General features: G+C 53.6%; 15 protein-coding genes. 13 read left to right on the top strand and 2 right to left on the bottom strand.

Going from position 1 to position 13,969, the window contains the following annotated elements:
- Positions 1-82 precede the first annotated feature (82 nt).
- The 5 genes from CWI35_RS06340 (at position 83) to CWI35_RS18545 (ending at position 5,245) form a co-directional block, all read left to right on the top strand.
- Complete coding sequence (locus CWI35_RS06340; protein WP_033845519.1) at positions 83-1,249, top strand: COG1470 family protein; 1,167 nt, start codon at positions 83-85, stop codon at positions 1,247-1,249.
- A 2-nt stretch (positions 1,250-1,251) separates the two neighbouring features.
- A complete protein-coding gene (locus CWI35_RS06335; RefSeq protein ID WP_023633803.1) occupies positions 1,252-2,208 on the top strand; it encodes an ABC transporter ATP-binding protein in 957 nt (318 codons plus the stop codon).
- Positions 2,195-3,274: an ABC transporter permease gene (locus CWI35_RS06330; RefSeq protein ID WP_023633804.1), complete on the top strand. Its 1,080-nt coding sequence runs from the start codon at positions 2,195-2,197 to the stop codon at positions 3,272-3,274. The genes CWI35_RS06335 and CWI35_RS06330 overlap by 14 nt, the downstream gene beginning before the upstream one ends.
- 279 nt (positions 3,275-3,553) lie before the next feature.
- Positions 3,554-4,729: an MFS transporter gene (locus CWI35_RS06325; RefSeq protein ID WP_062898462.1), complete on the top strand. Its 1,176-nt coding sequence runs from the start codon at positions 3,554-3,556 to the stop codon at positions 4,727-4,729.
- Positions 4,730-4,972: 243 nt separating this feature from the next.
- Positions 4,973-5,245, top strand: a complete 273-nt coding sequence (locus CWI35_RS18545) for a hypothetical protein (RefSeq protein ID WP_062898463.1) — start codon at positions 4,973-4,975, stop codon at positions 5,243-5,245.
- Positions 5,246-5,561: 316 nt separating this feature from the next.
- Here the strand turns inward: CWI35_RS18545 and CWI35_RS06315 are convergent, their stop codons facing one another.
- Complete coding sequence (locus tag CWI35_RS06315) at positions 5,562-6,272, bottom strand: Crp/Fnr family transcriptional regulator (RefSeq protein ID WP_062898464.1); 711 nt, start codon at positions 6,270-6,272, stop codon at positions 5,562-5,564.
- A gap of 224 nt (positions 6,273-6,496) precedes the next feature.
- Here CWI35_RS06315 and modB point away from each other — a divergent pair, with 224 nt between their 5' ends.
- Positions 6,497-7,159 (top strand): molybdate ABC transporter permease subunit, encoded by a 663-nt coding sequence (gene modB / locus CWI35_RS06310; RefSeq protein ID WP_023633814.1) that lies wholly within the window; start codon positions 6,497-6,499, stop codon positions 7,157-7,159.
- A gap of 54 nt (positions 7,160-7,213) precedes the next feature.
- Positions 7,214-8,239: a GTP 3',8-cyclase MoaA gene (gene moaA, locus CWI35_RS06305; RefSeq protein WP_023633815.1), complete on the top strand. Its 1,026-nt coding sequence runs from the start codon at positions 7,214-7,216 to the stop codon at positions 8,237-8,239.
- Positions 8,240-8,326: 87 nt separating this feature from the next.
- Here the strand turns inward: moaA and ric are convergent, their stop codons facing one another.
- Positions 8,327-9,034, bottom strand: coding sequence for an iron-sulfur cluster repair di-iron protein (gene ric / locus CWI35_RS06300; RefSeq protein ID WP_020279770.1), 708 nt, complete (start codon positions 9,032-9,034; stop codon positions 8,327-8,329).
- A gap of 288 nt (positions 9,035-9,322) precedes the next feature.
- Here ric and CWI35_RS06295 point away from each other — a divergent pair, with 288 nt between their 5' ends.
- From CWI35_RS06295 to CWI35_RS06270, 6 genes are read left to right on the top strand one after another with little or no spacing between them, the layout of a single operon-like run.
- Positions 9,323-10,279 (top strand): methyl-accepting chemotaxis protein, encoded by a 957-nt coding sequence (locus CWI35_RS06295; RefSeq protein WP_020279769.1) that lies wholly within the window; start codon positions 9,323-9,325, stop codon positions 10,277-10,279.
- A 49-nt stretch (positions 10,280-10,328) separates the two neighbouring features.
- On the top strand, positions 10,329-11,588 hold the full coding sequence (locus tag CWI35_RS06290) for a molybdopterin molybdotransferase MoeA (protein WP_020279768.1): 1,260 nt from the start codon (positions 10,329-10,331) through the stop codon (positions 11,586-11,588).
- Positions 11,585-12,085, top strand: a complete 501-nt coding sequence (gene mobB / locus CWI35_RS06285) for a molybdopterin-guanine dinucleotide biosynthesis protein B (RefSeq protein WP_021321985.1) — start codon at positions 11,585-11,587, stop codon at positions 12,083-12,085. Before CWI35_RS06290 ends, mobB begins: the two co-directional genes overlap by 4 nt.
- A complete protein-coding gene (locus CWI35_RS06280) occupies positions 12,082-12,549 on the top strand; it encodes a molybdenum cofactor biosynthesis protein MoaE (RefSeq protein ID WP_033027975.1) in 468 nt (155 codons plus the stop codon). The genes mobB and CWI35_RS06280 overlap by 4 nt, the downstream gene beginning before the upstream one ends.
- On the top strand, positions 12,546-12,776 hold the full coding sequence (moaD, locus tag CWI35_RS06275) for a molybdopterin converting factor subunit 1 (protein ID WP_047757638.1): 231 nt from the start codon (positions 12,546-12,548) through the stop codon (positions 12,774-12,776). Before CWI35_RS06280 ends, moaD begins: the two co-directional genes overlap by 4 nt.
- A gap of 5 nt (positions 12,777-12,781) precedes the next feature.
- Entirely contained in the window at positions 12,782-13,510 is a 729-nt protein-coding gene (locus CWI35_RS06270) for a YwiC-like family protein (RefSeq protein WP_023633821.1), read from the top strand.
- The last annotated feature ends 459 nt before the right edge of the window (positions 13,511-13,969 follow it).

The following is a 13,969-nucleotide window of genomic DNA, read 5'->3' as shown; positions in this document are numbered from 1 at the left end:
ATTCTACAACTGAATTTTTCTCCTGCAAAACAAATCCATTGATCCATTTCTGGCGTATACGAAGTGAAAACAGAAGGAGGGAGTGAATGTCGTGCAAAGCAGGATCATCATGATGTTCGCCATGATCTTGACTCTCTTTTCGCTTCTTCTTCCGATCCGCCCGGCAGCGGCGACAAGCGGTGTTGTTCTCTTCACGCCATACACCGGGCTTTCGGTGACACCCGGGGAAACGATCGACTATACGGTCAATGTCATCAACAACGGCTCGGCGATTGAAAATGTCACGTTCTCGTTTGACAGTCTGCCGAAAGGATGGTCGACGTCGATGACCGCTGAGGGGAGAACAATTGAGCAGCTGTCCGTAAGAGGCGGAAAAGAAGAACAGGTCACGTTGGAAGTGACCGTGCCGCTGGATGTCGACAAGGGGGATTACCGCTTTTGGCTCGTCGCGAAAGGGGACAGTGGTTCATCGAAATTGCCGCTGCTTGTCCGCGTGACGGAACAAGGATCGTTTAAAACGGAACTGACGTCGGAACAAACGAACCTCGAGGGGCACGGGGATTCGAGCTTCACGTATGATGTCACGCTGAAAAACCGAACCGCCAAGACGCAAAATTACGCGTTAAGTTCGGCAGCCGAAAAAGGATGGCAAGTCACGTTCAAATCGGAAGGCAATTCCGTTACGTCGGTGAAACTCGAGCCGAACGAATCAAGAGACATTACCGTCGAGGTCAAACCGCCGGAAAATGTGAAAGCGGGCACGTACAAAATCCCGATCAAAGCGCAAACGAGCGATACGTCGGCTGAGCTGACGTTAGAAGCGGTTATTACGGGCACGTATGAGCTCAAGCTGACGACGCCGTCAGGAAATTTGAGCACCGATGTGACGGCGGGGCATGAACGGGTGATCGATCTTGTCGTCAAAAACACCGGAAGCGCTCCGCTTTTGAACATCAATATGACGGCTGACGCTCCGCCTAATTGGGAAGTGGAATTCGATCAAAGCACGATCGCCCAGCTGAACCCGGGCGATTCCAAAACAGTCAAGGCGAAAGTGAAAGCGTCGGATGAAGCGATCGCCGGGGATTATGTCGTCAACTTCCAGGCGCAAACGGCGGAAACATCGGCGGAGGCGGCGTTCCGCGTCTCTGTCAAAACGTCAACGCTTTGGGGGATTGTCGCCCTGCTGATCATTGCAGGGGTGGCCGGAGGGCTGTACTATTTAATCAAAACATACGGGAGGAGGTAAGCATGGCAGCACCCGCTGTCATCGAGCTTGACAACTTGTGCAAAACGTATGGCGACCATCGGGCGGTTGACCATTTGTCGCTTTCCATTCAAAAAGGGGAAATTTTTGGGCTTCTTGGCCCGAACGGGGCCGGAAAGACGACGACGATTTTGATGATGCTCGGGCTCACCGAGCCGACGTCCGGCATGGTTAGGGTATGCGGGATCGATCCAGTGCGAAATCCCATTGACGTTAAACGGAAAGTCGGGTACTTGCCGGATGATGTCGGGTTTTACCATCACATGACAGGCTTGGAGAACTTGCTGTATACGGCGGCGTTAAACGGCATTCCTCGCGCCGAGGCGGAAAAGCGAGCGTGGGAGCTGCTCGAGAAGGTGAATTTGACCGATGCGGCCCATAAAAAAGCGGGGAAATACTCGCGGGGAATGAGGCAGCGGCTCGGCTTGGCCGATGTGTTGATGAAGCGCCCGGAAGTGATCATTTTGGATGAGCCGACGTTGGGCATCGACCCTGAGGGAGTGCGCGAGCTGCTTCGGCTGATCCGCGATTTGAGCCGCCATGAAGGCATCACGGTCCTGCTGTCCTCGCACCAATTGCACCATGTGCAGAAAATTTGCGACCGAGTCGGCTTGTTCGTGGGCGGCCGATTGTTGGCCGAAGGGAATATCGAACGCCTGGCGCAACAGCTGTTTTTGCAGGATGCCTATGTCATCCATGTGGTTGCTTCGCCGCTTGACGCTTCCTTACGGTCCAAAATCGAGGCGATTCCGGGCGTCAATAAAGTGGAGCAAACGGAAGATGGATGGGATGTGTATTGCCAAACGGATGTGAGCGCCGCCATCAGCCAGACGATCATCGAATCAGGATCTTCGCTGTTCCATCTCAGCCGGCGGGATTTTGGACTTGATGAGATTTATCACCGCTATTTTGAAGGGAGGGATGTACGTGAAGGCCAGTAAGGAAGAGCGATGGGCAAACGATGTTTTTTCATATGTGAAAAGATGGAGCGAACGGCTGAAGGTGGGTGCGCTTGATGAGAAGAAACGAGCAAGAGGGGCAAACAGCGCCTTTTCGGCCATTGTCAAAAAAGAACTGGCCGATTATTTGACGAGTTGGCGCATGATCATTTTAATCGCCCTCATCTTGCTTACTTGCTTCGGCTCGCTGTATACGGCGATGACGACAATCCGGGACGCGTTGGATTCCTCGGAAGAGGCCAAGGAAATCGCGAAAGGCGCCTACTTGTTTCTAAAATTATTCACCGTCTCGGACGGAACGTTGCCTTCGTTTCTGACGTTTGTCAGCTTTCTCGGGCCGCTGCTCGGCATCGCCCTTGGATTTGACGCCATCAATTCGGAGCGGAATCGGGGGACGTTAAGCCGGCTCATGGCCCAGCCGATTCCGCGCGATTATGTGATCAACGGCAAGTTTGTCGCTGCGCTGTTGTTGAATGCTGTTTTGTTTCTTTCGCTCGGCCTGCTCGTGATGGCGTTGGGCATTTTGGTCTTGGGGATTCCGCCTACTTTCGAAGAGTTTGCCCGCATGGTCTGCTTTTTGTTGTTATGTCTTGTGTATATCGCCTTTTGGCTGAATCTCGGCATTTTGTTTTCCGTCGTCTTCCGCCAGGCGGCGACATCCGCGTTGTCGTCGATGGCCGTTTGGCTGTTTTTCAATCTTTTCTACTCGATGATCGTGGAAGTATTTGCGAAATCGTTTTTGCAGTCTGACGCCATTACGTCCGTCGAGCAGGCGGTCGGCCGTCAAGAGTTGGTGCTTGGTCTCATGAGATTGTCGCCGAGCTACTTGTTCAATGAATCAACAACCGCCTTGCTTTCGCCGGACGTCCGAACGCTAGGGATCGTCACGGTGGAGCAAACGGCCGGCGCTGTTGCGGCCCCCTTGCCGTTCTCGCAAAGTTTGCTGCTCATTTGGCCGCAGGCGACCGCGCTCATTGCCGCCACCCTCATCTGCTTTGCGATCGCGTATTGGTTGTTTATGAGGCAGGAGATACGGGCGAGTGGGTGAGAAAACAAGTTGTTTGCCGTAGACGGGGCGGAAGAGATGTGTGCGCCCAACAGCGTTTCTTATCGTTCGTATGTGAAAAACGTTCTGCCAAATCGTGTCCGTTCCTTTTGGGGACGGGCTTTTTCTTTTTTTGGATGTGACAAAACCGTGACAACGCTTGTGGCAAAATGGTGACAACAGGCAAGAATGTGATCAACCTCACAAATCCGTTTCCTTCTCCTGCGTATGATGGAAGTACAAACAACGTCACAAATTTTGAAAGTTTGGGAGGGGCTTTTCATGAATAAACAAAAGGCGCTGCTGCCGATTACGACGTTCGCCATGATGTTTTCATTCGCCGTGTGGGCCGTGTTTTCGCCGCTTGCGAGTACGTTTCAGCAAATGTACGGGCTGACATCGACGCAAAAAAGCATTTTGGTCGCCATTCCGGTGCTGCTTGGCTCGATCATGCGTTTGCCGCTTGGCATTTGGACGGACCGGATCGGCGGGCGCAGGCTGTTTTCGCTGCTGCTCTTGTTTCTTGTCATTCCGCTTGTTGGCGCAGGGTTTGCAGATTCGTATGCGATGCTTCTGTTTTGGGCGTTTTTCATCGGCATGGCCGGAACGTCGTTCGCCATTTCGGTGACGTTCGTTTCCCGCTTGACTCCGCCGGAAAAGCAAGGGACGGCGCTTGGGATTAACGCGATGGGCAACTTCGGCACGGCGGTTGCTGCGTTTTCCGTTCCATCGATTGCCGCAGCGTTTGGTGTGCCTTGGGCTTTTTGGGGGATGATCATTCCGGTTGTCGTCATGCTCGTTCTCGTTTGGTTTTTCACACCGGATATGCCGAAACCGAAACAACAAAAAACGGTGCGTGAATCGCTGTCGGTATTGAAATATAAACATACGTGGACGTTGTCGCTCTTTTACTTTGTTACGTTCGGGGCGTTTGTCGCTTTCGGCATTTACTTGCCGTCGCTGCTCGTTGACTTGTATGGGTTGACGCCAGTGGATGCTGGGATGCGCGCGGCTGGGTTTACTGTACTCGCTACGCTCGCGCGGCCAGTCGGCGGCTATCTTGGCGATAAAATCGGAGCTGAACGGGTGTTGACGTTCGTCTACGCTGGAATGACAATCGGCGCGTTGGTGATCGCGTTTGGAATGGAAAATATTTGGGTGATGACAGCGGCTTGTTTGTTTGTGGCCGTGATGTCTGGGCTGGGCAACGGTGCGGTGTTCAAACTCGTGCCGCAGCTGTTCCCAGCCGAAACGGGCGCCGTCACCGGCCTTGTCGGCGCCTGGGGCGGACTTGGCGGCTTTTTTCCGCCGATTGTCATGGGGATCATTAAAGATGCAACAGGTTCGTACGTGCTCGGTTTTCTGCTCCTTAGCTTGTTTACCCTTATTTGCTTCTTGCTGAACCGGCTCGTATTTGGCAAAAAAGCCGGCGAACCGGCGAACCGGTTCGCTTCTTGAATGGAATACCGTATAGAGAGGCTGAAAGCTTGTTTGCTTTTAGCCTCTTTTTTTATTTGGGCGTGTTTTTCTGTTATTCAATGTGAGTATGCGTTTCACTATTGTTACATGATTAAAATATATTGCTCATTATTTCACAAATCATTCAAACATGGCTGTCTGTTGGTGATACAAATCACCAGGGAAGAAGTGAAAATGCCGTACGTTAAAGGTGTAAATCAAATCATCTAAGGGGGGAGAACGATGAAACGAAGGATGTCTTCGTTATTGTCCGCCGCGTTAGCCGCTTCGCTTCTGGCCGCATGCAGCAACGGGGGAGGAGGAGAGGCAAAGGCGGAAAATAAAAACGGAACAGCGGCAACTACGCAACAGTCTGCTACGAACATGTCAGCGGCGCATAAAGGAGTGAACCAAGCACCGGTGCCGTTGAAAATGGAGCGGATCGGCCCGCATGATGTCCGCGTTGAAATGACGGCGCAAATCGGGAACATACCCGATCGTCACTCATCAGTTTAACCATGCACAAAAAGGAGCCGTCGCCATGCTGAAAGTGACCGAAACGGGCGAAGACGACGGCTCAGAAACAAGCGGACATTAATGTTTCCCCATTTCCCTAAACGGGAGATAGCCGCCTAAAGCCCTATAGCTCTTATTATACGGCGGTGAAAAGAAAAAGAAGTGATTCGCATCACAATCGAAAAAAAGAGAGCGTCCGGCAGGCCGCGAACAACGGTCGGTCGGGCGCTCTTCTAATCAGCGCGCCAAAATGGCTTGGTCGTTGCTGTGTATCGAAGGGGAACGATCAGACAGACTCCTAACTACGGTGCGCCGCTCACTCAATGCAACAAATATCCGGCGGACAGTCTTCGCATTGGATTTCCGCTTTCAAATAGTTTAAATCATGAACCGTAATTTTCCCCCGCCCCATCGAGATGATCCCTTTCTGTTTCAAGGCGTTGAGCATCCGATTAACGCTTTCGCGCGTTGTGCCGCAAAAGTTGGCTAAATCTTGGTTTTTCAATGCGACGTCGATCAAAATGCTTCCATCTTCAAGCGAGACGCCATAACTGTTGCAAAGGCGAATGAGCGTCGAATAGAGCGCCCCTTTTTTTCCGTTCATAATCAAATCGCGGAATTTCGTCTGTGTCCGCCGGGCATGCTTGCTCATCCAGCGCATATATTCAAAGGTAAGGGGCGGATTGATCAGCAGCTGCTGTTCCAGTTCCTCTTTGTTTATGACTGCCGCTTCGCCTGGCTCTATTACCTTGGCTGTCAACAAGTAGTGTGCATCGTTCGTAAACAGTGTCAATTCACCAACGATTTCCCCGCTTCCGCAAATGCGGAAGCACATTTCTTTTCCGTCCGGACAAATTTTGCTTACTTGCACTTTGCCAGAGAGGATCAAATACAATTCATTGGCCGGCATCCCTTCTTGGAACAAAAAGGAGTGCTTGCGCAACGGAATCACTTTTTTCGACGATTGCAGCCATGAGCGCAAGAGGGAAAAATCGCGTTTCTCCACTAGTTGGCTTTGCCGTTCCATGATTGACACCTCCATTTGTTCGGCTACTTCTATTGTAAAAAACATCACAGTAAGGACAGAGTGAAAAAAATCACCGTTTGTCACTTTTTTTGTGCAGGTTGTCACAAATTTTTCTAACCCGGATTTCCCCTCCCATATGATACAATCAATGTGAGCAGTGTCACAGCGTTTGCCTGCTCGTTTTCGTATAGTAGGATGGAGATGGAACAAAGAGAGGCTGACCTATGACATCGTTTTGGTCACCGGTTTGGTTATCGATCAAAGTATCGCTCCTCGCCGGCTTGATTGTCGCGGTCTTAGGGACAGCGGCGGCGAGGCGGATGGCGCGCCGCCGGTTTCGCGGCAAGACAGTGGTGGAGACGGTGTTTATGTTGCCGCTCGTGTTGCCGCCGTCGGTCGTCGGTTTTTTGCTCGTCGTCTTGTTTGGCCGACATAGCCCCATCGGCCAGTGGATCGAAACGTCATTTCATACGACCGTACTGTTTACGCCCGGTGCCGCGGTGATGGCCGCCGTGGTCGTGTCATTCCCGCTCATGTATCAGGCGGCCAAAACCGGGCTCGAAGCGGTCGATCCAACCATTGAAGGGGCGGCGCGCATCGATGGGGCGAATGAGCGCCAAGTGTTTTGGCATATTTCGCTGCCGCTTGCCAGACACGCGTTATTATCCGGGGCAGTGCTGTCGTTTGCCCGCAGCCTCGGGGAGTTTGGCGCAACACTCATGTTTGCCGGCAATATTCCAGGAAAAACGCAAACGATCCCGACCGCCGTCTATATGGCCATGGAATCGGGGCGAATGGAGTTAGCGTGGGCATGGGTGGCGGTCACGATCGGATTGTCATTCAGTTTATTGGTCTTTGCGACGAAACTCGGTCGTTTACGGGAATAAAAAAAGCCGCCTGGCAACATCATGAGGCGAACGAAACAGAAAGGAGGGAGCGCGATGAGCGAGCGCAACCGAACGAACGTCATGGACCGCCTGTCCCGCCCGCTTCGCGACTTGCGGTTATCAGTGATCGACCAATGCAATTTTCGCTGCGTCTATTGCATGCCGGCCGAAGTGTTCGGGCCGAATTTTCGCTTTTTGGCGGAAGGCGAGCTGTTGACGGTCGAGGAAATGGCGCTTCTATCGGAATGCTTTGTCGAGCTGGGCGTCGAAAAAATCCGCCTGACAGGGGGCGAGCCGCTCTTAAGGCGCGATTTGGACGCGCTTGTTGCGCGGCTGTCTGCGATTCCCGGCCTGCGCGATATCGGCTTGACGACCAATGGCGTCCATTTAGTGAAATGGGCGCAGCGGCTGAAAGAAGCCGGGTTGAAGCGCGTCAACGTCAGCTTGGATGCGTTGGATGATGACATTTTCCGAAAAATGAACGGCATCGGCGTCGGCGTCACCCCGGTGTTGAAAGGCATCGAAGCCGCCCGGGCGGCGGGGCTCGGCGTCAAGGTGAACATGGTCGTCAAAAAAGGGTGGAACGACTCGCAAATCGTGCCGATGGCGGCCTATTTCAAAGAACAAGGCATTCCGCTCCGCTTGATTGAATTTATGGATGTCGGCACCACGAACGGCTGGGATTACTCCCATGTCGTGACGAAAAAAGAGATGTATGAACAAATCAACGCCATGCACCCTCTTGAACCGGTTGAAAAAGCGTACTTCGGCGAAGTGGCGAGCCGCTACCGGTACGCGGGCACGAACGTAGAAGTCGGCTTTATCGCCTCGGTGACGGAAACGTTTTGCCGGAGCTGCACGAGGGCGCGCATTTCCGCCGATGGCAAGCTGTACACGTGTTTGTTTGCTTCTGAGGGCGTGTCGTTGAAAGACAAACTGCGCGCCGGCGCGGGGAAAGAAGAGCTGAAGGCGCTGATCGCCGCCATCTGGAGCGAGCGGACAGACCGCTATTCAGAAGAACGGACGGCAGAGACAGCGAAACAGCGCCCGAAAATTGAAATGTCGTATATTGGGGGATGAAGAAAAACGGGAGCGCTCTTTTCATAGAAGAAGCGATCCCGTTTTTGGTTTATGTTTTCGGAAGTGCGAATCGGCGTCTTTCTTCCTTTAAACCTTCACCGCCGCCAACACGCGCGGGAAGAGGATATTGTTTTCCAAATGGATGTGCGTAAATAAGTCGTCTTCAAGCGCCGCGAGCCGGCTGTAGACGAGCCGATACGTGCCGCACGCATCTTCCGGCGGGGTGAAGTCGTTGGTGATGTCGCGAATTTCTTTCATCAAATCGCCGGCTGCGTCATGTTCATTGACCAGTTCGCGGACGGCTCGCTCGACCGCTTCCCGGTTTTCCGGCGATGGGTTGTCGGCAAATTGCAAAATGAGCGGGAATGCGCCCGTTTCCTCTTTAATCAAGTGTTGCTCAAGCTCCGTTTTTAACTCATGGAACCGTTTATGCACTTGGGACAGATGTGGATGGTGCATGCCGTGCACGCGCAACACTTTCGTGACATATGGGCTGAGCTGCGGCAGTTCCTCGTTCAAATAGCGGTGATGCGTTCTTACAATATGATCGACGAGTTCGTCGAGCGGCGCTTCGTTCCAGTTTCCCGTCGGCTTGTTTTGCGCCTCCGCGTAAAGGGTGTTCAGCTCGCGAAGGAGCGCTTCGCCATCCAGTCCACGCTCTTCGATGGCCTCTTTTAACGGGCGCTGTCCGCCGCAGCAAAAATCGATGCGCCGCGCTTTAAACAAATCAGCTGCTTTCGGAAATTGAGTAACAATATCGCCAATCAATGATTGTTCAGTAAACCGCTGTTCCATTCATCCATCCCTCCATTGATCCAATCGTTACAGCTTCAGCATACCGTGTTTTCCGCGAAGGTGTTGTGACGGATCTCACATACGTAAAAAAAAGTGGACATCGATCCATGTGATAAACGTCACAACAGCACGTTTCTTCTTTATCGTACAATGAAAAAAAGCAGACTTCTGCTGACTCTTTGCAGAGGCGGTGTCTGCTTTCGTGGATGAGAACGGACATGTTCAGCAGATAACATACAACGTGTTGACAACAGAAGCCAATCAAGAGAAGGAAAAGGGGAGACGGATATGTGGGCGTTGGTGAAGGGAAGGCAGTGGGAGGAGGAAAAAACAGAACTGGAGCGGCAACTCGCTGAGATGAAAGAAGAGCTCACGAGACAAAAGGAAGCCATTCATGAGACGGTGGCAGGATTGCTCGGGGAGTTGCAGGAAATCGTTCACCAGCATGAGGTGGTCAACGGGCAACACCATGTATTAGGCCAGCTGGTTGACCGAACGAAAGAAAAGGTTGATAATGTCAGTACGCTCAGCAAGTCATCATATGCGATTTCCGACCGTTTATGCGAACAAGGGAACGCGTTGGTGGAGACGGCGGGTCAGATGGTCGCAGCCGCAAAAGAAGGTATCCGCATGTCGGAAGAAATGGAGCAGGCGATGGGGCGGCTCGGCAGTGAGATGGAAACGACATCGGCCGCGATGCATCGGTTGCGCGGCCGCTCGCAAGAAATTGAACAAATTGTGAAAGTGATCAAAGAAATCGCTGGCCAGACGAATTTGATCGCGTTAAACGCCTCGATCGAAGCCGCTCGCGCCGGGGAGCATGGCAAAGGGTTTTCCGTCGTCGCCGCTGAAGTGAGGAAATTGGCTGAGCATACGGCGGACAGCACGGAAACGATTCACCAGCTAACCGATGCCGTGCAGCAGGAAATCGAGCGGTCGCTAGAGCAAACGGAAGCCATTTCATCTTTGATCGAAACGGTTGTCCAAATGAGCATCCATACAGCTCGCAAATGGTCGGCGATGATGGAGCTGATCGATCAAGTCGAAAATCGAGCCCAAGACGTGCTAAACTATATTCAGGAACAATACCGCTATGCGGATAAAGTGAGGAAAGAGCTCGAACAGTCCGCCGCTTTGTTTGGCGAAACGCGGGAGATGATTTTGCGGCATATTGCCGATGCGAGCGTCGTTGATGAAAAGTTGGCAGAAGGCATAAAACAGCTGCAACAATGGCAACAACGTTGAAAGAACGATATGGTTGCCGCCAGCCGTATGATCGAAAGGAGAGAGAGAGATGGTCGAAAGACGAACCCCGATTCCTGTATCGGAAGCGATCGATCGGGTGATGCGTTATGCCGGAGTGGGAGAAGAGGAAACAGTGCCGCTTCGCCAGTCGTATGGCCGCTATTTGGCCGAAGATTTGCGTGCTGACCATGACGTGCCGCCGTTTGACCGCTCGCCGTATGACGGATTTGCCATTCGCGCCGCCGACTCGGAAGGAGCGGGACTTGACCATCCGGTCGAGTTTGAAGTCATTGAAACGATCGGCGCCGGGCAAGTGGCGAAGCAGCCCGTCGGCCCGTTTCAAGCGGTGCGCTTGATGACCGGGGCGCAAATTCCCCAAGGATGCGATGCGGTCGTCATGTTGGAGCTCGCCAAACAGTACGAGCGGGATGGAAAAACGTATATGGCCATTAAACGCCCGTTCCGCCCTGGCGACAACATTTCGTTTCAAGGGGAAGATGCGAAAAAAGGGCAGCCGCTTGTCGAAAAAGGAACGCGCATCAATCCCGGGGTGGCGGCGCTCTTGGCGACGTTCGGCTACGCCGAAGTGAAGGTGGCGAAAAAGCCGCGGATTGGCATTTTTGCGACTGGAAGCGAACTGCTCGACGTCTCTGAACCGCTTGTGCCGGGAAAAATCCGCAACAGCAACGCCTACATGATCGAGGCGCAGGTGTTCAAAAGCGGCGCCGAGCCGATTTATTTCGGCCAGCTGGCCGACGACCTCGACGCGTGCTTTCACGCCGTGCGCCAGGCGCTCGACCAAGTGGACATGCTCATTACGACCGGCGGCGTCTCGGTCGGGGATTTCGATTATTTGCCCGCCATTTACAAGCGGCTCGGAGCGAACGTGTTGTTTAACAAAATCGCCATGCGCCCGGGGAGCGTGACGACCGTCGCCGAGATTGATGGCAAGCTGCTGTTCGGTCTATCCGGAAACCCGTCGGCGTGCTACGTCGGCTATGAACTGTTTGTCCGCCCGGTCGTGCGCACGCGGCTGTTTTCGGCCAAGCCGTATTTGAAAAAAGCGAAAGCCACCCTTGGCGCCGATTTTCCGAAGCCGAACCCGTTCACCCGCTTCGTGCGCAGCCGGGTCGAGGCGGTTGACGGTCGGCTTGTCGTGAAGCCGGTCGGCATGGACAAGTCGAACATCGTCACCTCGCTTGCCTTTGCGAACGCCTTGATGGTGCTGCCGGGCGGAACGAGAGGGTTTGCGGTTGGCGATGAGGTGGAAGTGTGGCTTTTGGATGACGATGAGGGGTCAAGCGAATGAACGTCTGGCAAGTCGTCGGCTATAAACATAGCGGCAAAACGACGCTTATGGAAAAATGGGTGGCGGCCGCTGTCCGGGAAGGATGGCGCGTCGGGACGGTGAAGCACCACGGCCATGGCGGCGAGCCCGCGCGGCCGGAAGGCGTCGATTCCGTCCGCCATGAGCGGGCCGGGGCGGTGGCAACGGCGGTGGAAGGAGACGGGCTTTTGCAGCTTCATCTCCGCCGCCCGTTGTGGCGGTTGGATGATGTGTTGGCGCTTTATGCGCCGCTTCGGCTCGATCTCGTGTTGGTCGAAGGCTACAAACAAGAGCGGCACCCGAAAGTCGTGCTCGTCCGCACTTGGGAAGATTGGGCGTCGCTTCAGCACCTCGCCAACATCCGCGCCGTCATCGCCTGGGAGCCGCTCGAAGGGCCGCTAGCGCACCCGGTGTTTTCGCTGGCCGATGATGACGAATATATTCCATGGCTCATGAACGAGGTGAGAACACGAACATGACAGAACCGTTGTTTGCCATTACCGACCGGCCGATTTCGGTCGAGGATGTGATGAAAAAAGTGATGCGTCCGGAAGCGGGGGCGGTCGCTGTCTTTGCCGGCACGGTGCGCGAATGGACGAACGGCAAGAGGACGCTCTTTTTGCAATATGAGGCGTACGTGTCGATGGCCGAGAAAATGCTCGCGCAAATCGGGGCGGAAATTGCGGAGAAATGGCCAGGGGCGAAAACCGCCATCACCCACCGGATCGGGCGGCTTAAGATCGGCGACATCGCCGTCGTCATCGCGGTTTCCTCGCCGCACCGCGCCGAAGCGTATGAGGCGAACCGCTATGCCATTGAGCGGATCAAGCAAATCGTGCCGATTTGGAAAAAAGAGCAATGGGAGGACGGAAGCGCCTGGGTGGGCGACCAGTTGGAAACAACGGCGTATCCGTCCGGAAAACCGGAGGTGAAAGAGGAATGATCCGTCTATTGTTTTTCGCCCATTTGGGCGAGCAAATCGGCGAGCGGGAAGTGATGTGGCCGAATGTTCCGGAAACGGTGAAAAAACTGAAAGACGAAGTGGAAGAGCGCTATGGCGTCTCGCTCGGGCGCGTCATGACCGCGGTCAATGAGGAGTATGTCCGCGACGAAGCGCCGCTTCACGCCGGCGACACGGTCGCCTTTATTCCACCGGTAAGCGGAGGATGAGACGGATGGCGAACAAAAGCAAATGGGTGATGCCAAAACAACACGGCGCCTGGGCGATGCTCATCATCCCGTTTTGGCTCGGGGCGTACGCCGGTGGGCTTTCGTGGATTCACGCGCCGCTCTTTGTCGCCTGGCTTGCGCTCTATTTGGCGACGTATCCGCTCTTGATGGCGGTGAAAACGAAGCGGAAAGAGCCGTACGTGCCCGCCGCCGCCCGCTATGGTGCCATCGCCGCCGCGGCGCTTGCCGTCTCTCTTTGGCAACAGCCGGCGCTTTTCTACTTCGGGCTCGCCATGGTGCCGTTTTTCTTGGTGAACACGTACTACAGCAAGAAAAAGAACGATCGCGCCTTTTGGAATGATGTAGCCGCCATCGCAGCGTTTTGCATCGGCGGCCTCGCCGCCTTTTACGCCGGACGCGGGGCGTTGACGATCGAAGCGTTTGAACTCGCCCTGTTTTCCTTCCTCTTTTTCATCGGCAGCACGTTTTACGTAAAAACGATGATTCGCGAAAAGAAAAACGAGCGGTACAAATGGCTGTCATGGGGCTACCACGCCCTGTTGATCGTCGGCCTCATCGCCATCGGCGAGCCGTTCGCCGTCTTGGCCTACGCGCCGAGCGTCATCCGCGCCGTCTATTTATATGGCAAGTCGCTGCCGATCATGAAACTTGGCATGCTGGAAATCGCCAACGCGGCGTACTTTTTCATCGCGATGATCGTGCTCTACTCTTGAGCGAACCCCAAACGGGAGGCATCCATGACCGTTTGGGGTTTTTTCTTTTGGTTAGGCGGTATTGCTTTTTCATTGCACAAGCATGATGTGAAATGGGCATGAATTCCTTGTAACGGTTTTGCAAAGGGTCGTTTCAAAAGCCTACCTCTTCTTCTATGCTCGCTCTCAAATAAATAAAAATTAGAACATGTCGATCCACTTCAAGTAGACATTCGCCAAGTGTTCGACTTCCCAGTGGTTCGCATGGAAGTCACTCAACATGAGTGGGAAATCAATCGTTTTCAATTCTAGCAATCCTAGTGGTATCGAAAGCCCTTACGAGACTTCCTTAATGTTGATTTCACCGCTAACATTATGGCCAGGATCTCGTCAGTGCTTTCTCTTTTTTGTCACTAAATCACAAAATTTGGTGATGAGCCAAAAAACAACTCGATAAAGCTTAAAAATCTTACTTTATGT

The organism is [Bacillus] caldolyticus (assembly GCF_003595605.1).
Lineage (GTDB): Bacteria > Bacillota > Bacilli > Bacillales > Anoxybacillaceae > Geobacillus > Geobacillus thermoleovorans.
The sequence above is the reverse complement of the archived record's forward strand: the minus strand, read 5'-3'. Positions and strand labels throughout refer to the sequence as shown.

Bases quoted from the DNA above. Each gene is read 5' to 3' on its own strand.
- ric (WP_020279770.1), bottom strand. From the start codon at position 9,034: ATGGAACAGCGGTTTACTGAACAATCATTGATTGGCGATATTGTTACT.
- CWI35_RS06290 (WP_020279768.1), top strand. From the start codon at position 10,329: ATGGTCGAAAGACGAACCCCGATTCCTGTATCGGAAGCGATCGATCGG.
- mobB (WP_021321985.1), top strand. From the start codon at position 11,585: ATGAACGTCTGGCAAGTCGTCGGCTATAAACATAGCGGCAAAACGACG.
- modB (WP_023633814.1), top strand. From the start codon at position 6,497: ATGACATCGTTTTGGTCACCGGTTTGGTTATCGATCAAAGTATCGCTC.
- CWI35_RS06295 (WP_020279769.1), top strand. From the start codon at position 9,323: ATGTGGGCGTTGGTGAAGGGAAGGCAGTGGGAGGAGGAAAAAACAGAA.
- CWI35_RS06325 (WP_062898462.1), top strand. From the start codon at position 3,554: ATGAATAAACAAAAGGCGCTGCTGCCGATTACGACGTTCGCCATGATG.
- moaA (WP_023633815.1), top strand. From the start codon at position 7,214: ATGAGCGAGCGCAACCGAACGAACGTCATGGACCGCCTGTCCCGCCCG.
- CWI35_RS18545 (WP_062898463.1), top strand. From the start codon at position 4,973: ATGAAACGAAGGATGTCTTCGTTATTGTCCGCCGCGTTAGCCGCTTCG.
- CWI35_RS06280 (WP_033027975.1), top strand. From the start codon at position 12,082: ATGACAGAACCGTTGTTTGCCATTACCGACCGGCCGATTTCGGTCGAG.
- CWI35_RS06270 (WP_023633821.1), top strand. From the start codon at position 12,782: ATGGCGAACAAAAGCAAATGGGTGATGCCAAAACAACACGGCGCCTGG.
- CWI35_RS06315 (WP_062898464.1), bottom strand. From the start codon at position 6,272: ATGGAACGGCAAAGCCAACTAGTGGAGAAACGCGATTTTTCCCTCTTG.
- CWI35_RS06335 (WP_023633803.1), top strand. From the start codon at position 1,252: ATGGCAGCACCCGCTGTCATCGAGCTTGACAACTTGTGCAAAACGTAT.
- moaD (WP_047757638.1), top strand. From the start codon at position 12,546: ATGATCCGTCTATTGTTTTTCGCCCATTTGGGCGAGCAAATCGGCGAG.